At 66.0% G+C, this 25,469-nt stretch carries 24 protein-coding genes; 6 read left to right on the top strand and 18 right to left on the bottom strand.

Annotation, left to right across the window (positions count from 1 at the left end; translation table 11 throughout):
• Window positions 1–52: 52 nt before the first annotated feature.
• Genes RXV95_RS00595 through RXV95_RS00605 form a run of 3 tightly spaced genes read left to right on the top strand, consistent with a single transcriptional unit; the run spans window position 53 to window position 3,710 of the window.
• A complete protein-coding gene (locus RXV95_RS00595) occupies window positions 53–1,282 on the top strand; it encodes an acetyl-CoA C-acetyltransferase (protein ID WP_338467091.1) in 1,230 nt (409 codons plus the stop codon).
• Entirely contained in the window at window positions 1,279–2,865 is a 1,587-nt protein-coding gene (locus tag RXV95_RS00600; protein ID WP_338467092.1) for an acyl-CoA dehydrogenase family protein, read from the top strand. Before RXV95_RS00595 ends, RXV95_RS00600 begins: the two co-directional genes overlap by 4 nt.
• Window positions 2,865–3,710: a MaoC family dehydratase N-terminal domain-containing protein gene (locus RXV95_RS00605; protein ID WP_338467093.1), complete on the top strand. Its 846-nt coding sequence runs from the start codon at window positions 2,865–2,867 to the stop codon at window positions 3,708–3,710. The genes RXV95_RS00600 and RXV95_RS00605 overlap by 1 nt, the downstream gene beginning before the upstream one ends.
• Here the strand turns inward: RXV95_RS00605 and arfB are convergent.
• Genes arfB through pabB form a run of 4 tightly spaced genes read right to left on the bottom strand, consistent with a single transcriptional unit; the run spans window position 3,707 to window position 7,719 of the window.
• Window positions 3,707–4,120 carry an alternative ribosome rescue aminoacyl-tRNA hydrolase ArfB gene (gene arfB, locus RXV95_RS00610; RefSeq protein WP_338467094.1) on the bottom strand — a complete coding sequence of 138 codons (414 nt, stop codon included), beginning with the start codon at window positions 4,118–4,120 and terminating at the stop codon, window positions 3,707–3,709. The two genes, RXV95_RS00605 and arfB, sit on opposite strands and share 4 nt — an antisense overlap.
• Window positions 4,113–4,769, bottom strand: a complete 657-nt coding sequence (locus RXV95_RS00615) for an RNA pseudouridine synthase (RefSeq protein ID WP_338467095.1) — start codon at window positions 4,767–4,769, stop codon at window positions 4,113–4,115. The genes arfB and RXV95_RS00615 overlap by 8 nt, the downstream gene beginning before the upstream one ends.
• Complete coding sequence (locus RXV95_RS00620) at window positions 4,766–5,944, bottom strand: pyridoxal phosphate-dependent aminotransferase (RefSeq protein WP_338467096.1); 1,179 nt, start codon at window positions 5,942–5,944, stop codon at window positions 4,766–4,768. The genes RXV95_RS00615 and RXV95_RS00620 overlap by 4 nt, the downstream gene beginning before the upstream one ends.
• Window positions 5,941–7,719: an aminodeoxychorismate synthase component I gene (gene pabB, locus RXV95_RS00625; RefSeq protein ID WP_338467097.1), complete on the bottom strand. Its 1,779-nt coding sequence runs from the start codon at window positions 7,717–7,719 to the stop codon at window positions 5,941–5,943. Before pabB ends, RXV95_RS00620 begins: the two co-directional genes overlap by 4 nt.
• A gap of 140 nt (window positions 7,720–7,859) precedes the next feature.
• Between pabB and RXV95_RS00630 the strand changes: the two genes are divergently transcribed.
• Entirely contained in the window at window positions 7,860–9,434 is a 1,575-nt protein-coding gene (locus RXV95_RS00630) for a helicase HerA-like domain-containing protein (protein WP_338467098.1), read from the top strand.
• 16 nt (window positions 9,435–9,450) lie between these two features.
• Here RXV95_RS00630 and RXV95_RS00635 read toward each other — a convergent pair whose 3' ends face one another.
• From RXV95_RS00635 to RXV95_RS00660, 6 genes are all read right to left on the bottom strand, one after another.
• Window positions 9,451–10,878, bottom strand: a complete 1,428-nt coding sequence (locus RXV95_RS00635; RefSeq protein ID WP_338467099.1) for an ATP-binding protein — start codon at window positions 10,876–10,878, stop codon at window positions 9,451–9,453.
• Window positions 10,875–11,624 (bottom strand): response regulator, encoded by a 750-nt coding sequence (locus RXV95_RS00640; RefSeq protein WP_338467100.1) that lies wholly within the window; start codon window positions 11,622–11,624, stop codon window positions 10,875–10,877. The genes RXV95_RS00635 and RXV95_RS00640 overlap by 4 nt, the downstream gene beginning before the upstream one ends.
• A 3-nt stretch (window positions 11,625–11,627) precedes the next feature.
• Window positions 11,628–12,251: an EF-hand domain-containing protein gene (locus RXV95_RS00645; protein ID WP_338467101.1), complete on the bottom strand. Its 624-nt coding sequence runs from the start codon at window positions 12,249–12,251 to the stop codon at window positions 11,628–11,630.
• 270 nt (window positions 12,252–12,521) lie between these two features.
• A complete protein-coding gene (locus RXV95_RS00650) occupies window positions 12,522–12,920 on the bottom strand; it encodes a cupin domain-containing protein (RefSeq protein WP_338467102.1) in 399 nt (132 codons plus the stop codon).
• Entirely contained in the window at window positions 12,920–13,297 is a 378-nt protein-coding gene (locus RXV95_RS00655; protein ID WP_338467103.1) for a VOC family protein, read from the bottom strand. The genes RXV95_RS00650 and RXV95_RS00655 overlap by 1 nt, the downstream gene beginning before the upstream one ends.
• A 61-nt stretch (window positions 13,298–13,358) precedes the next feature.
• Window positions 13,359–15,164 (bottom strand): aminopeptidase P family protein, encoded by a 1,806-nt coding sequence (locus RXV95_RS00660; RefSeq protein ID WP_338467104.1) that lies wholly within the window; start codon window positions 15,162–15,164, stop codon window positions 13,359–13,361.
• Window positions 15,165–15,240: 76 nt separating this feature from the next.
• Between RXV95_RS00660 and RXV95_RS00665 the strand changes: the two genes are divergently transcribed.
• Together RXV95_RS00665 and RXV95_RS00670 are read left to right on the top strand one after the other, a co-directional pair.
• Window positions 15,241–17,340: a S9 family peptidase gene (locus tag RXV95_RS00665; protein WP_338467105.1), complete on the top strand. Its 2,100-nt coding sequence runs from the start codon at window positions 15,241–15,243 to the stop codon at window positions 17,338–17,340.
• Between the two features lie 14 nt (window positions 17,341–17,354).
• Entirely contained in the window at window positions 17,355–17,732 is a 378-nt protein-coding gene (locus RXV95_RS00670) for an acyl-CoA thioesterase (RefSeq protein WP_338468598.1), read from the top strand.
• Window positions 17,733–17,776: 44 nt separating this feature from the next.
• Here the strand turns inward: RXV95_RS00670 and RXV95_RS00675 are convergent, their stop codons facing one another.
• The 8 genes from RXV95_RS00675 to gpmA all read right to left on the bottom strand — a co-directional run bounded on the left by RXV95_RS00675 (window position 17,777) and on the right by gpmA (window position 25,450).
• The gene (locus RXV95_RS00675) at window positions 17,777–18,187 is read right to left on the bottom strand and encodes a DUF3035 domain-containing protein (RefSeq protein WP_338467106.1); all 411 of its coding nucleotides are present in this window, start codon (window positions 18,185–18,187) and stop codon (window positions 17,777–17,779) included.
• Window positions 18,187–18,714 (bottom strand): signal peptidase II, encoded by a 528-nt coding sequence (gene lspA / locus RXV95_RS00680; protein ID WP_338467107.1) that lies wholly within the window; start codon window positions 18,712–18,714, stop codon window positions 18,187–18,189. Before lspA ends, RXV95_RS00675 begins: the two co-directional genes overlap by 1 nt.
• A complete protein-coding gene (gene ileS, locus RXV95_RS00685) occupies window positions 18,711–21,617 on the bottom strand; it encodes an isoleucine--tRNA ligase (RefSeq protein WP_338467108.1) in 2,907 nt (968 codons plus the stop codon). The genes lspA and ileS overlap by 4 nt, the downstream gene beginning before the upstream one ends.
• Window positions 21,618–21,716: 99 nt before the next feature.
• Complete coding sequence (locus tag RXV95_RS00690; RefSeq protein WP_338467109.1) at window positions 21,717–22,646, bottom strand: bifunctional riboflavin kinase/FAD synthetase; 930 nt, start codon at window positions 22,644–22,646, stop codon at window positions 21,717–21,719.
• Window positions 22,643–23,155, bottom strand: coding sequence for a dihydrofolate reductase (locus tag RXV95_RS00695; RefSeq protein ID WP_338467110.1), 513 nt, complete (start codon window positions 23,153–23,155; stop codon window positions 22,643–22,645). Before RXV95_RS00695 ends, RXV95_RS00690 begins: the two co-directional genes overlap by 4 nt.
• A gap of 16 nt (window positions 23,156–23,171) precedes the next feature.
• Entirely contained in the window at window positions 23,172–24,230 is a 1,059-nt protein-coding gene (locus RXV95_RS00700; RefSeq protein WP_338467111.1) for a 5-(carboxyamino)imidazole ribonucleotide synthase, read from the bottom strand.
• A gap of 13 nt (window positions 24,231–24,243) precedes the next feature.
• Window positions 24,244–24,732 (bottom strand): 5-(carboxyamino)imidazole ribonucleotide mutase, encoded by a 489-nt coding sequence (purE, locus tag RXV95_RS00705; protein WP_338467112.1) that lies wholly within the window; start codon window positions 24,730–24,732, stop codon window positions 24,244–24,246.
• A gap of 31 nt (window positions 24,733–24,763) precedes the next feature.
• Window positions 24,764–25,450, bottom strand: a complete 687-nt coding sequence (gpmA, locus tag RXV95_RS00710) for a 2,3-diphosphoglycerate-dependent phosphoglycerate mutase (protein ID WP_338467113.1) — start codon at window positions 25,448–25,450, stop codon at window positions 24,764–24,766.
• Window positions 25,451–25,469 lie beyond the last annotated feature (19 nt).

Here is a 25,469-nt window from a genome sequence, read left to right on the forward strand (position 1 = left end):
ACCGTTCGCGCCAAACATGCCCCGACTTCGCTCGACATGATCGGAGATTAGAATGACCCAGCTACGACGCGCAGCAATCGTCTCCCCCATCCGCACCGCCGTGGGCAAGTTCGGCGGATCGCTGTCATCGGTGACCGCCGGGCAACTTGGCGCGGTCATCCTGAAAGCGCTGGTAGAGCGGACGAAAGTCGATCCCGACCGTGTGGACGACGTGATTTTCGCGCAGGGATACGGCAACGGAGAAGCGCCGGCGATCGGCCACTGGTCGTGGCTAGCGGCGGGGCTGCCGCTGGACGTGCCGGGCTACCAGGTGGACCGGCGCTGCGGATCGGGCCTGCAGGCGGTGATCAACGCGGCGATGATGGTGCAGACTGGCGCGGCGGACTGCGTTGTCGCGGGCGGATGCGAATCGATGTCCAACGTCGAGCATTACACCACCGACATTCGCAAGGGTGTGCGCATGGGCAACCTGACCGTGCATGACCGGCTGACGCGCGGCCGGGTGATGAGCCAGCCGGTGGAGCGCTTCGGCGTGATCACCGGGATGATCGAAACCGCGGAAAACCTTGCCAAGGACTATGGCATCTCGCGCGAGGCGGCAGACGCCTATGCGGTGCGCAGCCACCAGCGCGCCACCGAAGCGTGGAACAAGGGCCTGTTCGCCGACGAACTGGTTCCGGTCGAAGTTCCGCAGCGCAAGGGCGACCCGGCGCTGTTCGACCATGACGAGGGCTATCGCCCCGACGCGACGATGGAAACGCTGGGCAAGCTGCGCGCGATCGAAGGCAAGACCAACCCGGACGCGGTCGTCACCGCCGGCAACGCCAGCCAGCAGAACGACGCGGCGGCGGCCTGCCTCGTAGTGGCGGAGGACAAGCTTGAGGAACTGGGCCTTGAACCGATTGCCTGGTTCCATTCATGGGCGGCAGCCGGCTGCGATCCGTCGCGCATGGGCATCGGCCCGGTTCCGGCGACGGAGCGGTTGTTCGCCCGCACCGGCCTTTCGTGGAACGATATCGACCTTGTCGAACTGAACGAGGCCTTTGCGCCGCAGGTGCTCGCCGTGCTGAAGGGCTGGGGCTGGTCGGACGACGACAGCCGCAACGATATCCTCAACGTCAACGGATCGGGCATTTCGCTCGGCCACCCGATCGGCGCGACCGGCGGACGCATCCTTGCCAACCTGACGCGCGAACTGGTCCGGCGGGACGGGCGTTACGGGCTTGAGACGATGTGCATCGGCGGCGGGCAAGGCATCGCCGCGGTGTTCGAGCGGGCGTGAGCCTTTCGGCGTACCTTGCCGCCGCGCAGGCCTATCGCGCGGCGGCGCAGTCTGCGCTTGCCGGGCGACTGGCATCGCACAGCGTCGATAGAGAGCAACGCGCGGCGCACGGGTCTGCCTGGGTGGCAACCGGCGTCGCCGCGCTTGAGGCGGTGCTTTCATGGCGCGAGGCGAGTGGCGACAATCCGCTGGACCACGCCGTCGCCACACTGGCCTTCGCGGAAACGATCGGCCAGCTGACGGGCGGATTGCCGATGGGGCAGAACGAATTGTTCCGCCCCGCCGACCTTGGCATCACAGCCGAAGCGCGCATACTGGCGGATGCTTGCGCGCCATTGCTCGAGGCAGACCATGCGGACCTTCGCGCCGAAATCGCGGGCGCGCTTTCGAACGGTTTCTGGCCGTCCGAAAGCTTCCATGACGCGGAACTCGACGCGATCCGCGACCAGTTCCGCCGCTTCACCGAAGCCGAAATCCTGCCCAATGCGCACAAGTGGCATCTGGCCAATGCGCTGATCCCGGACGAAACCGTTCAGGCGATGGCAGGCCTTGGCACCTTCGGCGTTTGCATCCCCGAAGACCATGGCGGGCTGGGCCTGTCCAAGCTCGTGATGTGCGTGGTGACCGAAGAACTGTCGCGCGGGTGGATCGGCGCGGGCTCGCTCGGCACGCGATCCGAAATCGCGGGCGAACTGATCGCGGGCAGCGGCACCGAAGCGCAAAAGGCGCAGTGGTTGCCGAAAATCGCCAGCGGCGAAGTTCTGCCTACCGCCGTGTTCACGGAACCCGATACGGGGTCAGACCTCGGCTCGCTCCAGACGCGGGCGCGGCGCGACGGCGACGGCTGGACCATCGACGGGGCGAAGACGTGGATTACCCACGCCAGCCGGTCCGATCTGATGACGCTGCTTGCGCGCACCCTGCCGGACGAAAAGGGATACGCGGGCCTTTCCATGCTGCTGGTGCCCAAGCCGCGCGGGACCGAAGCCGATCCCTTTCCGGCCGACGGCATGGCCGGCGGCGAGATCGAGGTGCTCGGCTATCGCGGAATGCGCGAATACGCGCTCTCTTTCGACGGCATGCGCGCGCCTGCCGATGCGCTGCTGGGCGGAGAGGAAGGGCAGGGCTTCAAGCAATTGATGCGCACGTTCGAGGGCGCCCGCATCCAGACCGCGGCGCGCGCCACCGGCGTTGCGAAACGCGCGCTGGAACTGGGGCTGGACTATGCGCTGAACCGCAAGCAGTTCGGCAAGGCGATCGTCCACTTCCCGCGCGTGTCCGACAAGCTGGCGATGAGCCTTGTCGATCTGGTGATGGCGCGCGAGCTGACCTATGCGGCAGCCCGTGCCAAGGATTCGGGCAAGCGCTGCGATATAGAGGCAGGCATGGCCAAGCTGCTGGCCGCACGCGCCGCGTGGGCGAACGCCGATGCCGCGCTGCAAATCCACGGCGGCAACGGCTATGCGCTGGAGTTCGAGATCAGCCGCGTGTTGTGCGATGCGCGCATCCTCAACATCTTCGAAGGCGCGGCCGAAATCCAGGCGCAAGTTATTGCGCGCGGACTGGTGAAGGGACGCAACTGATGGGCGCGTGGGACGCATGGATCGGACGCGAAGAGACGCACACCGACCACGTCGACGAAGGCTTGGCGGCGCGCTGGCTGGCAACGCTCGACCGCGCGCCTTGCGCCGATGGCACCGCGCCGCAAGGCCTGCACTGGTGCCTGGGCCTGCCCGATGCCCCCACCGCGCGATTGGGGCCGGACGGGCACCCCTTGCGCGATAACAACGGCTTCCTTCCACCCGTTCCCCTGCCGCGCCGGATGTGGGCATCGAGCAAGCTGGCCTTCCATGCGCCGCTCCGCACCGGCGAGGCGGTAACGCGCACCTCGCGCATTGCATCGATCACGGAAAAACAGGGCGGATCGGGCACGCTGGTATTCGTGGATGTCGCACATGAGACGCATGGCGAAAGCGGTCTTGCCGTGTCCGAGACGCAGACCATCGTCTATCGCGATGCCGCACCGGCTGGCGCGCCGCCAGTCCCCCCTCCCCCCGGCGAAACGGCGTTCGATCCGGCGGGCTGGGACGCGCACCGCCAGATCGTTCCGTCCGAACCGCTGCTGTTCCGCTATTCGGCGCTGACCTTCAACAGCCACCGCATCCATTACGACCGGCCATACGCAACGGGCGAGGAAGGCTATCGTGGCCTTGTGGTCCACGGCCCGCTGACCGCGACGCTGCTGCTGCAACTGGCCGCGCGCGAACTGGGCGACAATGCGCTGACGTCCTTTGCCTTCCGGGGCATGTCGCCAGCGATCTGCGGAGAGGCGCTGAACCTTGCGATGCGGGGATCTGGCGACGCGATTGACCTTTGCGCCTTCGCCAGCGACGGGCGCGAAGTGATGCGCGCCAGCGCCACAGCCTAATCGAAGCGGACTTTGCCGCGCCCCGCCTTCACCGCGCCGCGCGCCTTCTTTCCCTGAAGCCGCTTTTCCTTGCCCACGCGGTTGAGGCGCGTCTTCGCGCGCTTCGCTGGTTCCTTGCACGCCGCGCGAAGCATTTCGGCAAGGCGATCGCGCGCATCTTCCCGGTTGGCTTCCTGCGTGCGAAAGCGCCGCGCGGTCAGCACGATTTCGCCCTTCGCGGTCATCTTCGATCCGGCCAGCGATTTCAGGCGGTGGAATACGGGCGGCGGCAGGCGCAGCGCGAATACGTTCAGCCGCAGCTGGACAGCGGTTGCCACCTTGTTGACGTTCTGCCCGCCCGGCCCCGCCGCTGCGATGAAGCTTTCATCGACCAGCGAAAGCGCGCGGGCGACCAGTTCGTCTTCATCCATCGGTGAAGCCGAGCGCAAGGAAATCCGGCGGGAATGGCGCGGTCGCGGCAATCGGGTCTTTGCCTTCGCGCGGCACCCAAAGCGAATGCGCATGAAGCATGGTGCGCGCCGCGCCCTTGGCCGAACCATAGACCGGATCGCCCAGCAGCGCATGGCCCAGACCGCTGGCCGCATGAACGCGGATCTGGTGCGTGCGCCCGGTTTCGGGGCGGAACTCGACCAGCGTATTCCCGCCGTGTTCCGCGATCTTCCGCCAACGGGTCAACGCGGGCTTGCCCTTTTTTGCGGGGATCATCCGCCAGCCTTCTTTCGCGGTGCTGACTTTCGACAGGTTCAGCGCGATCTCGCCTTCCTCGCCCGTCACCGGCCCGGCCACGATCCCGAAATAGACCTTTTCCACCTCGCGCGCTTCGAAGGCGGCGGAGAACCGTTTCAGCGCCTTGGGATTGCGCGCCAGCAACAGGCAGCCCGAGGTATCGCGGTCCAGCCGGTGAACCGGCGCGGGCGGGCGCTGGAAACCCAGCTTCAGCGTATCGAGATGGTCTTCCAGGCATTCGCCGCCGGCGCGCGGGCGATCGAGCGGCAGGCCCGCCGGCTTGTCGATCACCAGAGCCTCGCCGTCTTCGAACAGGATCGGGATATGCGTCACGCCAGCGCCTCCGCGATGCGGCGCAACGCTTCGTCGAGCGTGTCCTCGTCCGCCGCGAAGCTGATGCGGAAGCCGTCCACCCCGCCGAACGCGGACGCGGCGACAACCGCCACACCGTGTTCGAGCAGGTGCATCGCCAGTGCTTCGTCGTCACCGAAGCGCGCGATGTGTGCGCCGGCGTCTATCATGCAATAGAACGCACCGTCCGGAACGGGCGTGGAAAGCCCCGGAATCGCGTTTACGCCCGCAACCACCCGGTCGCGCCGCGCGCGAAACCGCTCGCACCAGTCGTCCAGAAAATCCTGCGGCCCGGTCAATGCCGCCACTGCCGCCGCCTGGCTGATCGAGGCGGGATTGCCCGAATTGTGCGATTGCAGCCGCCCCATCGCCTTCACCAGCCATTCCGGCCCGGCGGCAAGCCCGATGCGGAACCCGGTCATCGCGTGGCTTTTCGATACGCCGGAAATTGTCAGGACGCGCCCGGCAAGATCGGGACATTCGGCGGCCAGCGTCGCGTGGGCGCCCGGCGTATAGCGCAAGGGTGCATAGATATCGTCGGACAGCACCAGGATATGCGGATGGCGCCGCAGCACTTCGCCCAATGCGCGAAGCTCTGCCGCGCTATAGGTCGCGCCGGTCGGGTTACCGGGACTGTTCAGCAACAGCCAGCGCGTGCGCGATGTGATCGCACCGTCCAGATCGTCCGCGCTCATGCGAAAGCCGGTTGCAGCCGTCGTCGGCACCTTGACGACCTCTCCACCGGCAAAACGCACGATCTCGGGATAGCTGACCCACCACGGCGCGGGGATCACCACTTCGTCTCCGGGATCGATCGTTGCCAGCAGGGCTTCGAATATCGCCTGCTTGCCGCCTGCGGTTGCGATCACTTGCGAAGGCGACACTTCGATTCCCAGGTCGCGCCTGAAATGCAGCACCGCCGCTTCGCGCAGGGCCGCGGTCCCCGGAACCGGCGTATAGCGCGTATCGCCTGCGTCGAGCGCCGCCTTGGCCGCCGCGATCACGTGCGCGGGCGTGGGGAAATCCGGCTCTCCCACAGACAGCGAGATGATGTCGGCCCCGGCGGCGCGCAGTTCGAACGCGCGGTCGGTCATCGCATTGGTGCGTGACACGGCAACGCGGCCAAGCGCGGCGGAAATGTGTTCGGCGCCGCTCATCGCACCAGCAGCCTTGCCGGCATCAGCCCGCGCACCGCATTGCCAATAAGGAACCCGCCTTCAAGATCGTCGATCCGCAAGTCCGCCTCTTCGGCGCGGCCTTCCTCTATCAGGCTGCGGCGCAGGACGCCGGGAAGCAGGCCGAGCGAAAGAGGCGGGGTAAGCAGCTTGTCATCGCGCCGGACGAACAGCGACGTGAAGCTGCCTTCGGTCAACAGGCCGTCATCGCGAAGCAGCAGCGCTTCGTCCGCTGCCGCGTCTTTCGCCGCGGCCAGGGCGTCGCCATAAAAACCGCGATCGGTTGTCTTGTGGCGCAGCCGCCAGTCGTTCGCGGCAACGGGCAGCGGCAACAGCGCGCAAACCGCGTCTCGTCCCAGTTCCGGTGGCAACGGCGCAACCTCAAGCGCGTGGGCACCGCTTTTCGAAACGACCAGCCGCAGCCTGGAAGGCGCGTCCAGATCGAAGCACAGCGCCTGTATCGCGTTGCGGATTGCGTGCCTGTCGAACTCGAACCCCAGTTCGGCCGCGCTCGCCTTCATGCGTTCCAGATGCATTTCCAGCAGCGGGATGCCCCTGGCGGGATCGAAGGCCATCGTTTCGATCAGGTCGGCATTGCCGGCGGTAAGGCGCAAGAAATTTCCCTTCAACACGCATTCGCGCCATTCGCCCAAGCAATCGGAATCGGCAACCACCGCCGAACCGACCCCCATCCTGGCTCGACCCGTTTGCGGGTCGAGGCGCAAGGTGCGGATTGCCACATTGAACGCGGCGTCGCCAGTGGTGTCTATACGGCCCATTGCCCCGCAATAGAGTCCGCGCGCGTCGCGCTCTACCGCGCCGATCAGCTCCATCGCGCGGATCTTGGGCGCACCAGTGATCGAACCGCAGGGAAATATCGCGCGGACCAGCGACGTGGCGTCCTCCCCTTCGCGCAGGCGCGCGCGAACCGTCGTCACCATCTGGTGAACGGTGGGATAGGTCTCCACCGCGAACGGCTTTTCCACGCGCACGCTGCCTGCGTGCGACACGCGCGACAGGTCGTTGCGCATCAGGTCCACGATCATCAGGTTTTCGGCGCGGTCCTTGGGATTCGCGGCCAGTGCCTGTTTCAGCGCGGCATCTTCCTGTCCGGTGCCCCCGCGCGGCGCGGTGCCCTTCATCGGGCGGACCGTGGCAACGCCGTCCTGCAAGGCGAAGAACAGTTCGGGAGAGAACGAAAGATGCCAGTGCGATCCGTCCCAGATCACGCCGCCATACCCTGCCGCCGCGTCCGCGCGGATCGCCGCATAAAGCGCAAGCGGATCGCCGGTAAACGCGCCCTGCAACGGGAAGGTGAGGTTCACCTGATAGATGTCGCCGGCGCGGATCGCTTCTGCCAGCGTCGAAAAGGCGCGGGCATAGCCGCCGGGGGACAATTGCGGGTCCATCGGCCCAAGACCCGCGGGGGCGGTTCCGCCGGCCTCTCGCACAAGCCAGTCCGGCACGTCGCCGGGCGCGATCGCTTCGTGCGAATCGAAGCGCGCGAACCACACCAGTGGCCCCGTCGCACCCGTTCGCGCCGCCGCGCCGGGCATCAGCCGCCCTTCCAGCGCCAGCCCGGCTTCATAGGCGAAATAGCCGGCCCACTCGCCTTCGCCCTTGCCGATCCGCGCCAGCCCGCGCGCCACCTCTTCCGGCCGCCGCGCGATGACGATTTCGCACGGCGCGCGATAGAGGCGCGCCGGACTGGCGCCTTCCGCGCGGGCGTCGTCAAGCAGGATAAAGGGTTCGCGCATCGCGGCTTTCGGCTGGGGAATTGAAAGGTGCGCCGCTCTAGCGCACCGGCGTGGATGCAAAAAGCCCTCGCGCAGCGGCGTGCCACTTCGTAAACCCGCACAAGAGAACCGGGACCGCGTAAAGACAGGAACCTTCACGAATGGACGATATCTATCTCGGCCTGGCCGATAACGGCGAGAACCAGCACCTGTTGCTGTCGCGGGCAAACCGGCACGGCCTGGTTGCGGGGGCGACCGGCACCGGCAAGACAGTTACCCTGCAATCCATCGCCGAACAGTTCTCACGCGATGGCGTGCCGGTGTTCGTGGCGGACGTGAAGGGAGACCTTTCGGGAATCTCGATGCCGGGCAGTTCAACCTTCAAGCACACGGACAAGATCGAAGGCCGGGTCAAGGAACTGGGAATCGAGAACTGGGCGTACGAGGACAACCCCGCGATCTTCTGGGATCTCTACGGTGATCAGGGCCACCCCATCCGCACCACGATCAGCGAGATGGGGCCGTTGCTTCTGGCACGGCTGATGGACCTCAACGAAACGCAGGAAGGCGTGCTTAACATCGCGTTCCGTTATGCCGACGACAACGGCCTGCTGCTGATCGACCTTGCCGACCTGCAATCGGTGCTGGTCGCCACGGCCGAAAACGCGGCCGAGCTTGCCACGAAATACGGCAACGTCACAAAGGCCAGCGTGGGGGCGATCCAGCGCCAGTTGCTGTCTTTCGAAAGCCAGGGCGCGGACCGGTTCTTTGGCGAGCCCGCCTTCGAGATCAACGATTTCCTCAAGCTGGACGACAAGGGCCGCGGCTATGTGAACATTCTGGCCGCCGACAAGCTGATGCAGAGCCCCAAGCTTTATGCCACGTTCCTGCTGTGGCTGATGTCCGACCTGTTCGAGGCGCTGCCCGAAGTGGGCGACCCCGAAAAGCCCAAGCTGGTGTTCTTCTTCGACGAGGCGCACCTGCTGTTCGACGATGCGCCCGATGCATTGCTGGACAAGGTGGAACAGGTGGTGCGCCTGATCCGGTCGAAGGGGGTAGGCGTCTATTTCGTTACGCAGAACCCGATCGACATTCCTGAAAAGGTGGCCGGCCAGCTGGGCAACCGCGTGCAGCACGCCCTGCGCGCGTTTACCCCGCGCGACCAGCGCGCGATCAAGGCGGCGGCGGAAACCTTTCGCATCAATCCCAAACTCGACGTGGCTGAGGCGATCACCGAACTGAAAGTGGGTGAGGCGCTTGTCTCCACGCTCGACGCGGATGGCGCGCCCGGTGTGGTCCAGCGTACGCTGATCGCGCCGCCGCGTTCGCGCCTTGGCCCGATCACCGCGAAGGAACGCGCGATCATCCAGTCGGTCAGCCCGTTCGAAGGCAAGTACGATACCGCCGTGAACCGCGAATCCGCGGCGGAAGTCCTTGCCAGGAAGGCAGAGGATGCCGCCGCCGCCGCCAAGGTGATCGACGAAAAGGGCGAGGAAGCGCAGCGCGCACAGCCGCGCCAGTCCCCCACCTTGTGGGAACGCGCGGGCAAGGCCGCGCTGGGGGCCGCCGCCGCTTCGGCGGGAACGGCGATGGCCCGATCGATGACCGGGCGCAAATCGTCGGGCAACATGCTCGCCTCGGCGGTCAGCGCGGCGGCGGGATCGCTGGGCACGGCAATCGGCGGCGCGGCGGTGGGCCGCTTCGCACGCGGCCTGTTCGGCAACCTGTTGCGCTGAACGGAACGGCGACGGTTCAGGCCAGCGGAAGGCGCAGCGTCACCACAAGCCCGGCGACGCTGCCGTCCGCGCCGCGGCGGTTGGCCAGCGAGAGCGAGCCTCCGTGTTGTTCGGCAATCGCGCGGGCCAGCGTCAGCCCCAGGCCCGATCCGCCGGTGCCGGTGTTGCGCGACGGTTCAAGCCGCGTGAACGGTTCGAGCATTCGGTCGATATCGCCCTCGGGAATGCCGGGGCCATCGTCCTCGATTTTCAGCACGGCCGCGCCATCCTCGCGCCCCAATGAAACGCGCGCGCAGGCGCCATAACGCACCGCGTTGGAAATGATGTTGCGCAGCGCGCGGCGAACCCAGGTGGTGCGTAGCGGCAAGACGATCCTTGCCGTATCGCCCAGTTCGACAGGTTCGCCCATATCCTCGAACTCGTCGACAACGGCCGCCGTCAGCGCGCCCAGTTCAACGGGTTCGATCGGGTCCGACGGGCGGCCGACGCGGGCAAGCGAGAGAATATCGTCAAGCGAACGGTTGAGGTCTTCGATCGTCGCGGCCATCCGCGCGCGTTCCGTATCGTCCTCCACCGCTTCGATCCGCACGCGCAGGGCGGCAAGCGGCGTTTTCAGATCGTGCCCGATCGCGCCCAGCATCACGTCCTTTTCATCCAGCAGGGCGGCAATCCGCGCTTCCATGCCGTTATGCGCGGTTATCAGGCGGCGGATGTCTTCCGGGCCGCTGGGTTCAAGCTGCCCGTCGGCGTTTCGTGCACGGGCGAATTCCTCCACGCGCACCGTCAGCGCGGCAAGCGGCCGGGCGATGCGCCGCAGGATCAGCGCGACCGCGCCCACCAGCACGACATAGAGGAACAACGTTTGCAGCAGGAACGTCGCGAAAATCCCTCGCTCTACGCGCGGCGCGACGATCCGCGTCGAAAGCCATGTGCCATCGGGGCGGTGGAGCGCGGCGACGATCAGGCGCGGCATCGGCGGCCCGCCCTGCTGGGCCTGATGTTCCACCTGGCGGGGCCGGTGACGCCGCAACCACGCCAGCGCGACCGGATCGTGCATCGGATCGCGCTCTATCATCATCACGTCGCGGCCATTGAAGCCCTGCGACTGAAAAATATCGCGCAGGGCCGCCTGGGCATCGGGCATGGGCTTGTCGCCCTGCGCCCGGGGTACGGACAGTTCCACGCGCAAGCGCAAGGCGTGCGGCGACCTGCCGCGCGACCTTTCGGGCGGCCGGGGCATCCGTTCGGGCGAGCGACCGACACCGCCAAGCAAGCGGAAGGCCGCGGTATTGACCAGCGCGGCCTCTCCGCGTTCGTGTTGCGCGCGCCATACCAGCGTCGCCGAAACCGCCTGCCCGACCAGCAGCGCCAGCGCGATGGCCTGCAGGAGTTGCCCCTGCAGGCTGCGCGGCCACAGGACAAAACGGCGGCGGCGCGCGTTCATGCGACTTCGGCGGGCAGCTTGCGCACTTCGGCGGCGAGCATATAGCCGCCGCCCCACACGGTCTGGATCAGTTGGGGATTGCGGCTGTCGACCTCGATCTTGCGGCGCAGCCGGCTGATCTGGTTGTCCACCGCGCGGTCGAACAGGTGCGCTTCGCGGCCCTGCACCATGTCGAGCAGGCGATCACGGTCCAGCACTTCGCGCGGATGTTCGATGAAGGCCATCAGCAGGCGAAATTCGGCGGACGATATGGATACCACCGCACCTTCGGGATCGATCAGCCTGCGTTTGAGCGGGTCCAGCCGCCAGCCTTCGAATTCAAAAACCGAGGCTTCACCGCTATCGTCGGCCTGGCGGCCCGCGCGGCGCAGGACGCTGCGAATGCGCGCGACAAGTTCGCGCGGATCGAACGGCTTCACCACATAATCGTCGGCGCCGATTTCCAGCCCGACGATACGATCGGTCGCTTCGCCCTTGGCGGTTATGAAGATAACGGGAATCTGCCTTGCTTCGACAAGGTGCCGGCAAAGCGACAAGCCGTCCTCGCCCGGCATCATGATATCCAGCAGGACGATGTCGAACCCGGATTCGCCCAGCCGGCTGCGCGCTTCCGCGGCGGTGCCGGCCTGGGTAGCGGCAAAGCCCTGGCGGACCAGATAGTCCGCCAGGGGCTCGCGCAAGCCCGGCTCGTCATCCACGAGCAGGACCCTTATCGGCGACGCTTCCAAAGAGCCGTTCGCCGTCATTGCTTACTCGCCGTCGGCCGGCGGCGGCGGAGGCATGTTGCCGCCGGTGCGGTCCTGCCAGCGCTGCTTCATCTTTGCGCGCATTTCGGCGTGTGCGGCCTGGCGTTCCGCGCTGGTGATCTTGCCGTCGTGGTTGGTATCCACCTTGTCGAAGTGCGCCTTCGCGGCGGCATCGAACTCGGCCCTGGTCACCTGGCCGTCGTGGTTGGTATCGGCTGTGCGAAGCATCATCATGCCCATTCCGCCATGGCCGCCGCGCATGCCGCGATGGCCGCGCATCCCATGATGCTTGCCGTGGCCGCGCATGCCCCACTGGCCGTCACCCGGACCCTTCGCTGCCATGAACTCGTCCTTCGAGATCATGCCGTCCTTGTTGGTATCGAGCCTTGCGAACATTTCGGCCCTGCGCGCGGCGCGGCGCGCTTCGCGGTCGGCCGGGGTCAGCACGCCGTCGTGATTGGCGTCCATCTTCGCGAACATGGCATCGGCCTTGGTCTGCATTTCGGCCCAGGTCACGGTGCCGTCGCCATTGGCGTCCGCGCCTTTGCCCTGGCCGGTCGCGGCATAGGCAGCCCCGGCACCGAGCGCGAGCGCAGCAGCGGAAAGGGCAAGGGTAATCTTCTTCATCACGATCTCCTCTCGAAAAAAGGAGAAGCCGCGGCCGCCGATCCGGAGGGAGGGGGAGGGAACCTCCGGCGGGGGGAGTATCGCGGCGGACCGCAGCTTCCGATATCCCTTATAGGGCCGGCTTGTCGCACCCTTATGCCATCAGGGCCTGATATTGTCGCAATTTGTCGCGCCATCGCCCCTGCGTTCATAGGCGCGCAAGCCTGCGTTGTCAGCCGTTCAGGAAGGCCGGATGGCCCGTCCGACCACCAACTTGCCCACCGCCTGACCTCAACGCGGGCGATGCTGCGTTCCCGCGCCTGCGGTAATGAAGACCGCGCGCGCTTCCCCCGCGATGTCTGCGGTGTGCCATACGCCGGGCGGGTTGATCGCATATTCGCCCGCGCGGATCGTCACTTGCGAAAGCGATCCGTCCGGCGCCTCCTGATGCAGCGTCATCTCGCCGGACAGGCAAAGCACCACTTCCGCGCCGTTCGGGTGGACTTCCCATCCCGGCCAGCTTTCCGTGAAGGTGTGCATCGCCACCAGCCGCCCCTCAGCCCCGTCGGCGGCGTGGCGCGCGCCATAACCTTCGTACCACGCCACATCTCCGGTAAATTCGGGTTCCACCACGGCGGTAGCGCCAAGGCCCAGGTGAACCGGATGCGTTTCAAGGCCATGGCCGGCCATCACGCCTGCTCCATCACGAAAGCGTTGAGCTTGTTGCCGTCCGGATCACGGAAATAGGCGGCATAGAAGCCACCCTCGCCACGCGGGCCGGGTGCGCCCTCGTCCGTCCCGCCATGGGCAAGGGCGATTTCGTAAAGCCGGCCCACTTGCGCCCGGTCCTTCGCTTCGAGCGCCACCATCACGCCATTGCCGACCGTTGCCGCCTTGCCGTCCCACGGCTTGGTAAGGCCGATCCCCGCGCCGCCGCCCGGCGCGCCCCAGGCGATGAAGGTTTCCTCCTCCATCATCCGGCCGATGCCGAGTTCGGCGGCCAGCAGGTCATAGAATGCCGCCGCGCGCGGCAAGTCATTGGTACCAAGCGTCACATAACCGATCATGGCCGTTCTCCCATGCCGCGACTCGCGGCGATGGAAGAACATTATGCGAACAAATATCGTGTCACAAGGGCGCGCAGGCCGCCTCCAGCCAGGCCAGGTCATCCCCCGAAAGTTGCGGCGCAAGGATCGCGCGCGTCTGTGCGTGATAGGCATTCCACCAGTCGCGCTCCGTCGGCGTCAGCATATCCGCATTTACCAGCGTGCGGTCGATCGGCACGTACGTGAGCGTCTCGAACCCGTAGAACACGCCTTCCGCGCCGGGGATCGCGCGTTCTTCCACCAGCACGAGGTTTTCGATGCGAATCCCGTATTCGCCCGCCTTGTAATAGCCCGGCTCGTTGGAAAGGATCATGCCGGGAAGCAGCGGCTGGCCGGTGCCCGGCTGCGGCCCCGCCGCCTTCGCGATGCGCTGCGGGCCTTCGTGGACGGACAGGTAGCTGCCCACCCCGTGTCCGGTGCCGTGCGCATAATCGAGCCCGGCCGCCCACAGGAACTGGCGCGCGAAGGCATCCAGCTGCCCGCCGCTGGTGCCGTGCGGAAAGACGGCCAGCGCCAGCGCGATATGCCCCTTCAACACGCGGGTATAGCGGTCCTTCACTTCGGCCGGGGGGGCATCGGGGCCGATCCAGACGGTGCGCGTGATGTCGGTTGTCCCGTCGGGATACTGCCCGCCCGAATCGACCAGATAGACGCTGTTCGGTTCGATCGCGCGGTTCGAATCGTCTGTCACCTTGTAGTGCGGACTGGCGCCATTCGGCCCGGCGGCAGAGATCGTATCAAACGAAAGATCCTTCAGGCAGCCGGTCTTCTCGCGCTCTGCATGCAGCCGCGCGGCGGCGGAAAGCTCCGTCTCGCCGCCCGACGGAGCCGCTTCGCCCAGCCAGCACAGGAATCGCGCCTCTGCCGCGCCGTCGCGCGCCTGCGCGTCGCGATGGCCCTGCTGTTCGACCGGGTTCTTCACCGCCTTGGGCAGGATCGTCGGATCGGTAAGCGCGACGGGCTTAGCACCCGCCTTTTCCAGCGCCGCGAAGATCGCCGCCACCGCGCGCTCGGGATCGACCGCCACGCGCTTGCCCGCCAGTTCCGCCAACGCGCCCTCGAAGGCATCGCGCGGGCGGATGTGGACCGCGTTACCCAGATGCGCGACCAGTTCGGGCGTCACTTTCTGCTCGTCGATGAAAAGGTGCGCCGTGCCGTCATCATGCACGATGCAATAGGCGAGCGCGACCGGCGTGTGTTCAACGTCCGACCCACGGATGTTGAGCAGCCAGGCAACCGAATCGAGCGCGGAGATTACCGCCGCGTCCAGCTTCTTCTCCTTCAGCCATTCGCCCACCGCGGCCCGCTTTTCGCGGCTGGACAGGCCGGCGTTTGTGTCCGTCTGCACCAGGGCCGGGGCGGGCGAGGGTTCGGGCTGGTCCTGCCACACGGCATCCACCGGATTGCCATCGACCGCGACCAGCTTGCCGCCCTTTTCCGCAAGCGCCCTGGCCAGCGCATCGGCCCACCCCTTCGAATGGAGCCACGCGTCGTATCCGATCGTCGCGCCTTCTGGGGCGTTGTCGGCAATCCATTGGGCGATGCTGTTGTCTGGAACGGACTGGTATTCGTAAAGCTTGCCGTCCACCTGTTCGCGCACCTGCAACGTATAGCGCCCGTCGACGAACATCGCCGCCTTTTGCGCCAGCACCGCCGCCGTGCCCGCAGATCCGCCGAATCCCGTCAGCCACGCCAGCCGCTGGGCATAGGCGCCGACATATTCGCTCATGTACTCGTCGGAAATGGGGATGACGAAGCCGTCCAGCCCGCGCCGGGAAAGTTCCTTGCGCAACGCATCGAGGCGGGCTTCGTGGGTCTGCATCAACATGACAGGTATCCTCGGGATAGGAAGTTGGGGGCGGAAACGGGCGCACCCGCTTGCGGCCATCATGCACGCAACATAGATGCGGGGCATGGCCAATTCCACCCCAACCGCCCAGCCGCCCGCGCTTCCGCCCGTTGCGGCCAAGAAGCCCCACACATTCACCACCCACGGCATAGAGGTTTCCGACGATTACGCGTGGATGCGCGATCCCGGATACCCGGTGGTGAAGGACGAGGAAGTGCTTGCCCACCTCGCGGCCGAAAACGCCTGGTTCGAAGCGCGCATGGCGCCGCACCAGCCGCTGGTGGACACGCTGTTCAGGGAAATGCGCGGGCGCATCAAGGAAGCCGACAAGTCCGTGCCGCAGAAGGACGGCGATTTCCTCTACTGGATCGAGTTCGAGGAAGGCGCGGAATACAAGAAGTGGTGGCGCCGCCCCGTGGGCGCGCCGGACGATGGCAGCGCCGACGAACTGATCCTTGACGAAGTGGCACTGGCCGAAGGCAAGGAATACTTCCGGCTTGGCGCGATCTCGGTTTCGAACGACGGGATGATGCTCGCCTGGTCGGCCGACGACAACGGATCGGAACGTTTCACCGCCCGGATCAAGGTGATCGCCACCGGAAAGATGCTGCCCGACGAGATTCCCGGCACGCTGTCCTCGCTGGTATGGGCGGCTGGCGACACGGCACTGGTCTATTCGCTCGCCAACGAGAACTGGCGCACGGACAACGTGCGGCTGCACTGGCTGGGCAAGCCGGCGGGAGAGGACGTGGAGCTTTTCCACGAGGATGACGAAGGCTTCCGCTGCGGCGCTTCGCTTTCGGCCAACGAAAAGTGGATCGTCGTCTCCACCGGCGACCACGAGACAGGCGAGGCGCACCTGATCCCGGCGGCCGATCCGCTGGCGACGCCGCTGCTGGTCAAGGCGCGCTCAGCAGGCGTGGAATACGACGTGGATGAGCGGGATGGCCTGCTCTACATCCACACCAACGACACCCACGAAAACTTCCGGCTTGCGACCGCGCCGCTTTCCGCCCCGGCGGACTGGACCACGCTGATCGCGGGCAGCGACGACTTCTACCTGACCGGGGTGGACCTGTTCCGCGATTTCTATGTGATCGAGGGGCGCGAGCGCGGGCTCGACCGGATAGAAGTGCGCTATTACGACGATCCGGCGCGCGTTGAGCCGATCGCGTTTCCCGAAGCAAGCTATAGCGCAAGCCTTGGCGAAAACCCCGAATGGGCGGTTTCGAAGCTGCGCGTATCCTATGAGAGCATGGTCAGCCCGGCGACCGTTTTCAATTACCACCTTGCGGACAAGCGGCTTGAAACGCTGAAAGTGCAGGAAATCCCCAGCGGTTACGATGCGGAGCTCTATCGCACCGAACGACTGGAAATTCCGGCGAGGGACGGCACGCCGATCCCGGTCAGCATCCTTTACCGCAAGGACCGGCAAAGCCCCGGCCCGCTCTACCTCTATGGCTATGGCGCCTATGGCATCGCGATCCCGCCCGGCTTTTCGACCGGGCGCCTCAGCCTTGTCGATCGCGGCTTCGCTTTCGCCATCGCGCATATCCGCGGCGGGGATGACATGGGGCGGGCGTGGTACAAGGCGGGCAAGCTCAAGCAGCGCACCAACACCTTCAACGACTTCGTCGATTGTGCAAAGGCGCTGGTCGCGAAGGGTTATACCCAAGCCGGGCGCATTGCGATTGCGGGGGGCTCTGCCGGCGGCGAACTGATGGGCGCGGTGGTCAATTCCGATCCCGGCCTGTTCGGCGCCGTGGCCGCGCACGTGCCATTCGTCGACGTGCTGAACACCATGCTGGACTCCACGCTGCCGCTCACCCCCGGTGAGTGGCCCGAATGGGGCAACCCGATAGAGGATCGCGAGGCTTTTGAGCTGATCCGGTCCTATTCGCCCTATGACCAGGTGCGCGTGCAGGCCTATCCGCCGATGCTGGTGACGGCCGGGCTGAACGATCCGCGCGTCACCTATTGGGAACCGGCGAAATGGGTGGCGCGCCTGCGCGAGATGCGCACCAACGACGCCGAACTTCTGCTGAAAACCAACATGGGCGCGGGCCACGGCGGCAAGTCCGGCCGGTTCGAAAGCCTGAAGGAAACGGCGGAGGAATTCGCCTTCATCCTGTGGCAGCTGGGGGTGGAGGCGTGACCAGCCGCCACCGGATGACGTTTACCGCCGCGCCCGAACACATCGACGAACTGGGCCACGTGAACAACGCGGTCTGGATCACCTGGGTGCAGGATATCGCCGTGGCGCACTGGAACGCGGTCGCCCCGCAAGCCCAGCAGGATGCCTATTTCTGGGTCGTGGTGCGGCACGAGATCGACTATCGCGGCAACATCGGCCCGGGCGAGAGCGTGGAGGCCGAAACCTTCATCCCCGGAACGCCCAGCGGCGCACGGTTCGATCGCTGCGTGGAATTCCGCAATCGGGACGGCAAGGTGATCGTCAGCGCGAAGACGACGTGGGCGTTGCTCGACCGGGCGAGCGGACGGCTGTGCCGCGTGCCGACGGACGTTGCCGCGCCGTTCGTGGGGTAGAGCGTTTTCCGACCAATCCGTCAGGATGGCCGGAACGCATCGGATCAGCCGGGGACAACCGCCTGCGCGTATTGCCCGTCGCCCTGCGGGGCGGCGATGATCGTCTGGATCAGATCCCCCTTGGCAACGACATTGGTCTGCGGATCGCCAACCGAGCTGCGGATGCCCGGTGCGGCATCGCCGGCGCGGCTGATCGTGTCGCTTTCCACTTCGCTGCGCTTGGCCGGGCCGCCGAACAGCGCCTCAAGCGCCTGCTTGCTCGATTCGGCATCCTGCGGGCGCGGGGCGCCGGGGCTGGGCGGGGACAGCGCGAAATCGGGCGGCACCACCAGCGGGGCCTGGCGCTGCACCGCGAATTCGTCGGGGCGGGCGCGGCCGAGCAGCCCGCCGCTCGAACAGGCCGAGAGCAGGCTTGCGCCGGTCACGACAGTGGCGATGAGGGCAGCTTTGCGCATTATCGGGTCTCCGTGGCGGCATCGCCGCTTTGTTGCTTGGCGGGCTTTTCGCGCAGAAGCAGCGAACGGGCAAGCAGTAACAGGACGCCGATGGTGATCGCCGCATCGGCAAGGTTGAAAATCAGGAACGGGCGCCATGTCCCGAAGTGCAGGTCGGCATAGTCGATCACATAGCCATAGGACGTGCGGTCCCAGATATTGCCCAGCGCGCCGCCCAGTACCAGCCCCAGCCCGGCCAGGTCCACCTTGTTCGTCTCGCGCAGCATCCACGCCGCAACGCCCAGCGCGATCACCGCCGTCACCGCAACAAGGCCCCAGCGCATTTCCTGCGACGTGGCCGTGAACATGCCGAGCGAGACGCCATAGTTCTCTGTCCAGCGAAGGTCGAAGATCGGCAGCAGCCCGATCAGCCCCTTACCCTGCAGGTCGAGCGGCCCGGTCATCATCGCCTTCACCCCGCGGTCGAGCACGAAGACGACAACCGCGAGCGCGAAGCCCGCCCAGCGCCGGCTGGAAACGCGCTTCACGCGGTGGCCCCTTCGATTTCGGCCACGGCTTCTTCGCAGCGGCCGCACAGCGCGCCGTCTTCCGCCACTTCGGGCAGGTGCCGCCAGCAGCGGCCGCACTTGTGATGGGTGGTGCGGGTTATCTTGATTTCAGTTGCGTGAAAATCGACGTTCAGCTGCCCTGAAATGAAGATTTCAGGGCCAGCCTTGGTTTCATCCCAACCGTCAATCAACTCGTAATCCGGAATTGTCACATCCGCCTCAAGGCTCGAGCCGAGCGTCTTGTCTCGCCGCAACGGCTCGATGGCTTCTGTCACCTTGCGACGCAGTGAACGAACTTCGTTCCACTTTGCCAAAAATTTGTCATCCTCACTCTCGGCTGATTTGCCCGGCACCACCGGCCATTCGTTGAGGTGGACGCTCGCCGCGTCCGGATAGCGCGTGCCCCACACTTCCTCTGCCGTGAACACCAGCACCGGCGCGGCATAGCGCACCAGCGCGTGGAACAGCGTGTCCAGCACGGTGCGGCAGGCGCGGCGGCGCGGATCGGACGGCGCGTCGCAATAGAGCGAATCCTTGCGGATATCGAAATAGAACGCCGAAAGATCTTCGTTGCAGAACTCGGACAGCGCGCGGACATAGGTGTTGTAATCGAAGTCCGCGACTGCGCGCTTCATCGTCGCGTCCAGCTTTTCGAGCAGGACCAGCACATAGCGTTCCAGCTCGGGCATGTCCTTCACATCGACCCGTTCGGCGTCGTCGAAGCCTTCCAGCGCGCCCAGCATATAGCGGAACGTGTTGCGCATCTTGCGATACTGGTCGGAAACGCCCTTCAGGATTTCATCGCCGATGCGGTGATCCTCGGTAAAGTCGACCGAAAGCGCCCACAGGCGGATGATGTCCGCCCCGTATTGCTGCATCACTTTCAGCGGATCGATGGTGTTGCCCAGGCTCTTGGACATTTTCATGCCCTTCTGGTCCATCGTGAAACCGTGGGTCAGCACCGCATCGTAAGGCGCACGGCCGCGCGTGGCGCAGCTTTCGAGCAAGCTCGACTGGAACCAGCCGCGATGCTGGTCGCTGCCTTCAAGGTAGAGGTCGGCCGGCCACTTGAGGTCCGGCCAGCGCCCGCTTTCCAGCACGAAGGCGTGCGTGCTGCCCGAATCGAACCACACGTCCAGAATGTCGGTGACGCGTTCGTAGTCCGCGGCGTTGTAGTCGTTCCCCAGGAACTCCTGCGCGCGCGCATCGGACCACGCGTCGACGCCGCCTTCGCTCACCGCCGCGACGATGCGCTGGTTTACTGCCGGATCGCACAGGTACTGGTTGGTGCCCTTCTTCACGAACAGCGTGATCGGCACGCCCCATGCGCGCTGGCGGGAGAGCACCCAGTCAGGGCGGCCCGACACCATGCTGCCGATGCGGTTGCGCCCCTTTTCGGGCACAAAACGCACGCGGCCAATCTCTGCCATCGCGATTTCACGCAGCGTCTCGCCCGCGCCTTGTTCCGCGCGGATCTGCGCTTCGGTTTCGCAAAGCGCGGCCTGCCGGTCGATGGGCTTGTCCATCGGCACGAACCACTGCGGGGTGCAGCGGAAGATTACCTTGGCCTTCGAACGCCACGAATGCGGATAGCTGTGCTGGTAATCCGCGCTTGCCGCAAGCAGGGCGCCTGCCTCGCGCAGGTCCGAACAGATCGGCCCGTCGGGCGCGTTGAACTTGGGATTGATGACCGATCCCTGCCCACCAAGCCACAGCCAGTCCTCGCGGTACTTGCCGTCGCCTTCCACCGCGAAGACCGGCTCGATCCCGTGTGCCTTGCACAGATCGAAGTCGTCCTCACCGTGGTCGGGCGACATGTGGACGAGGCCGGTGCCGCTGTCGGTAGTGACGAAGTCGCCCGGCAGCAGCGGACGCGGCGCGGCGAAGAACCCGCCGAGATGGTGCATCGGGTGGCGGGCGATGGTTCCGGCCAGGTCGGAGCCTTTGATCGCAGGCTCATATTCGAGTTCGAGCCGCTCTAGCCCACTCGCCGTAAATACGCGATTTTGAAAAGCGCCGATGAGTTCAGCCGCAATGAGGAACTTGCCCGATTTCAGAGGCTCAGGAAGTTCACCCGCTTCCTCCCCCCTAAACCAACACCGTCGGTACTCAACCTCCGGCCCATAGGCCAAGGCCTGGTTCACCGGGATCGTCCACGGCGTCGTCGTCCAGATCACCGCGTGCGCGCCGACCAGTTCGGGGATCGGCGATTCCGTGATCTCGAACGCCACGTCGATCTGCGTCGAGGTGATGTCCTCGTACTCGACCTCGGCCTCGGCCAGCGCGGTCTTTTCGACCGGGGACCACATCACCGGCTTGGCGCCGCGATAGAGCTGGCCGCTTTCCGCGAACTTCAGCAGTTCGCGAACGATGGTGCCTTCGGCTTGCGGGTCCATCGTCAGGTAGGGGTGGTCCCAGTCGCCCATCACGCCAAGGCGCTTCAGCTGCTCGCGCTGGGTATCGACCCAGTGCTGCGCATAGGCGCGGCATTCGGCGCGGAATTCCTCCGCCGGAACCTCGTCCTTGTTGAGCTTCTTCTTGCGGTACTTCTCTTCCACCTTCCATTCGATGGGAAGGCCGTGGCAGTCCCAGCCGGGCACATAGGGCGCATCCTTGCCGAGCAGGTTCTGCGTGCGGCACACCATGTCTTTCAGGATGTGGTTCAGCGCGTGGCCGATGTGCATGTCGCCATTGGCGTAGGGCGGGCCATCGTGCAGCACGAACTTCTCGCGCCCCTCGCGCGCGGCGCGCATCTGGCGGTAAATCCCCTCGTCTTCCCAGCGCGACAGGATACCCGGCTCCTTTTGCGGGAGCCCGGCCTTCATGGGGAATGCAGTCTTCGGCAGGAAGACGGTGTTTCGGTAATCGCGCTGCTGAGTCATAATCCGAGCGCCGTTAGAGGAATTGCGCGGGCGGGGAAAGTCTCGTGCGCTGTGCCATCTCCCGCTCGTCCCTAGACCGTCGAAGGGCGAATGGATGGATCACTCGGCCGCAAGCAGCCTCTTCGCCTCTTCGCAGTCCTTTTCCATCTGCGCCATCAGCGCGTCGAGACTGTCGAACTTCGCTTCGGGACGCAGGAAGTGATGGAATGCCACCTCTATCTCCTGCCCGTACAGATCGCCCGAAAAATCGAAGAAATAAGGCTCAAGCAGTTCCTTGGGTGGGTCGAACGTGGGCCGCACGCCAAGGTTCGCCGCGCCTTTCAGCACGCGCCCGTCCGGCAACCGGCCCGTCACCGCATAGATGCCGTAACGCGGGCGCAGATAAGTGCCGAGCGGCAGGTTGGCGGTGGGATAGCCGATTTCGCGTCCGCGCTTGTCACCGTGCTGGACCACACCCCGGATCGCGAACGGCCGCGTCAGCAGGCGCGTGGCCGTCTCGCACTCGCCGGCCTTCAGCGCGTCGCGGATCCGGCTGGAGGATACGACTTCGCGCGATTCGAGCACCGGACCGACCGCGCGCGCTTCCAGCCCGCAGGTCGCGCCGACGTCGCGCAGCACCTGCACATTGCCGCCGCGCCCCTTGCCGAAAGTGAAGTCCTCACCCGTCACCACACCAGCCGCGCCGATCCGCCCCGCCAGAAGCTCTCGCACGAAATCCTCGGCCGTGGTGCCCGCCAGCGCATCGTCGAAGTGGAACACCAGCATCGCATCGGCCCCCGCCGCGCCGAACAGTTCCTCCCGCTGGTCCAGTGTGGTCAGGCGGAACGGCGGGATATGCGGCGCAAAATGGCGCACGGGGTGCGGATCGAACGTGGCGATTATCGCCGGGCGACCCTGCTCCTTCGCCCAGCGCACCGCTTCACCCGCCACTGCCTGGTGCCCCTGATGAAAGCCATCGAAATTGCCCAGCGCCACAATCGCGCCGCGCAGGGGGGCGGGGACACGTTCGCGCGAATCGAGCCGGGTCATTCTCTCCCTCCCGCCTGTGGGAGGGGGAGATCACGCGCCAGCGTCACGAACGAGTACGCCGGGCGGCCATCCTGCGCCGGCTGGTCCTCTCGCGCCACTTCGCGCCATTCGGCGCCCAGGGCGTGCATATGCGTGTCGCCCGCATAGTCTGCATGAACCTCGGTCAGCTCGACACGGTGCGCAAGCGGCAGGAACAGGTCAAAGACCTGCGCCCCGCCAACCACGCAGACCTCTCCGCTTCCCGCGAGTTCGAGCGCGTCACCCACCGTGCGCACCACCTCCGCGCCTTCGGCCTGCCAGCCATCGTCGCGGGTAAGCACGATATGCCGGCGCCCCGGCAAGAGGCCCGGCAGCGAATCGAATGTCTTGCGCCCCATGATCATGGGGCGTCCCATCGTCAGCGCCTTGAAGTGCTTCAGGTCCGCCGGGATATGCCACGGCAATCCGCCATCGGCGCCGATCGTGCCGTTAGCGGCGCGGGCATAGACGAGCACTACGGTCTGTTCCATCAGCGCACCGCCCCGGTCACAGCACCAACCGCGTCACGTGGCCCATCTTGCGGCCGGGGCGGACCGCCGCCTTGCCGTAAAGGTGCAGGTGGTTGGCCGGATCGGACAGGATCTGCGCCCAGTCGCGCGCCGCATCGCCGATCAGGTTGTCCATCACCACGCCGCGCGCCGCAAGGCCGCAATCGCCAAGCGGCAGCCCGCAGATCGCGCGCACATGGTTTTCGAACTGGCTGGTCAGCGCGCCTTCGATGGTCCAGTGGCCTGAGTTGTGGACGCGCGGCGCCATCTCGTTGAACACCGGGCCTTCGTCGGTCGCGAAAAATTCAAGGCACAGCACACCCACGTATTCCAGCGCGTCCGCCACGCGCCGCGCCAGCGCGCGCGCATCGCGCACCTGCCCCGCGACGCGGTGGCTGGCCGGGACGGTCGACTGCACAAGGATGCCGTCCTCATGCCGGTTCGACGGGCTGTCCCAGAAGCGCACCTCACCTTCGGCGGACCGCACGAGCACGACCGAGAATTCGCCTGAAAATTCTACGAAACCTTCATAGACCATCGCCTTGCCGGAAAGGTCCACTTGCGCGGCATCGCCCGCGGTGCGGATGCGCCACTGGCCCTTGCCGTCGTATCCGTCGCGCGCGGTCTTCAGGATGCCGGGCGCGCCGATCCGGGCAATCGCGGCCTCAAGATCGTCAGCAGTTACCACGGCCTGCCACGGCGCGGGCCGTCCGCCCAGCTCTTCCACGAAGGCCTTTTCCTTGGTGCGGTCCTGCGCGATTTCCAGCGCACGCAGCGACGGGTGGAGCGGCGCGTTGTCGGCCACGGCGCGCAGCGGGCCGACCGGCACGTTCTCGAATTCGTAGGTGACGACGGCGCAGTTGCGCGCGAACGCGGCCAAAGCCGCCTCATTGTCCCATCCCGCGCAAGTGAAACCCGCGCAGACCTCCGCCGCGATGCTGTCCTGCTCTGGCGCGTAGACGTGGCAGCGATAGCCCAGGTTGGCCGCCGCAAGCGCGATCATCCGGCCAAGCTGGCCGCCGCCGAGGATGCCGATGGTTTCGCCCGGCGGGATCATCGCACGTGCCTCCTCAGGATGACGGCCGCTCGGCCACAGAGGCGGATTGCGCCTCGCGCCATGCCTTCAGCCGCCCGGCAAGCGCCGTATCGTGGGTGGACAGGATCGCCGCCGCCAGCAGCCCCGCGTTCTTCGCCCCGGCCTTGCCGATGGCCAGCGTGCCCACCGGAATGCCGCCGGGCATCTGCGCGATGGAAAGCAGGCTGTCCATGCCCGAAAGCGCCTTGGATTCGACCGGAACGCCCAGCACCGGCAGGTGCGTCATGCTGGCGACCATGCCGGGCAGGTGCGCCGCACCTCCGGCGCCCGCGATGACGACACGGAAGCCCTCGGCCTCGGCCCCCTTGGCGAAAGCCACCAGCCGGTCGGGCGTGCGGTGCGCCGAAACGATGCGGCAATCGTGCGCGACGCCCAGTTCGTCCAGCACTTCGGACGCATGGCGCATCGTTTCCCAGTCGGACTGGCTTCCCATCACGATCGCCACTTGCGGCGTGTCGGTCATTCCCCCGGTTCCCCGTCTTGCCTTCGGACGCTCAGCGCTCCGAGAGGTAATAGCGTTCGACCTCGTTCAGGTCATTGTCGAGTTCATAGACGATCGGCTGCCCGGTCGGGATTTCCAGACCGGTGATCTCGTCATCCGAAATGCCGGAAAGGTGCTTTACCAGCGCGCGCAGCGAATTGCCGTGGGCGGAAACCACCACCAGTTCGCCCGCCTTCAGCGCGGGGGCAATCTTTTCCTCGAAGCAGGGCAGGGCGCGCGCGATCGTGTCTTTCAGGCTTTCGGTCGCGGGAATGTCTATCCCGGCATAACGCGGGTCCGACGACAGGTCGAATGCGCTGCCTGGCTCCATCGGCGGGGGCGGCGTATCGAAGCTGCGGCGCCAGATCTTCACCTGGTCCTCACCGTGCTTTTCCGCGGTCTCCGCCTTGTTCAGCCCGGTCAGCCCGCCATAGTGGCGTTCGTTGAGGCGCCAGTCCTTGTCCTCGGGAATCCATAGACGGCCGGCCGCTTCAAGCGCCAGGTGCAGCGTCTTTATCGCGCGCGTCTGAAGCGACGTGAAGGCGACGGTGGGAAGCATGCCCCGCGCCTTGAGCAATTCGCCCGCGGCAACCGCCTCCGCCGCGCCCTTCTCCGTCACGTCCACGTCCCACCAGCCGGTGAAGCGATTCTCCAGGTTCCACTGCGACTGGCCGTGGCGGATCAGGATCAGGCGGGGCATCGTCACTCCATTTCGGGAT

The sequence above is a fragment of the Novosphingobium sp. ZN18A2 genome, assembly GCF_036784765.1.
GTDB lineage: Bacteria > Pseudomonadota > Alphaproteobacteria > Sphingomonadales > Sphingomonadaceae > Novosphingobium.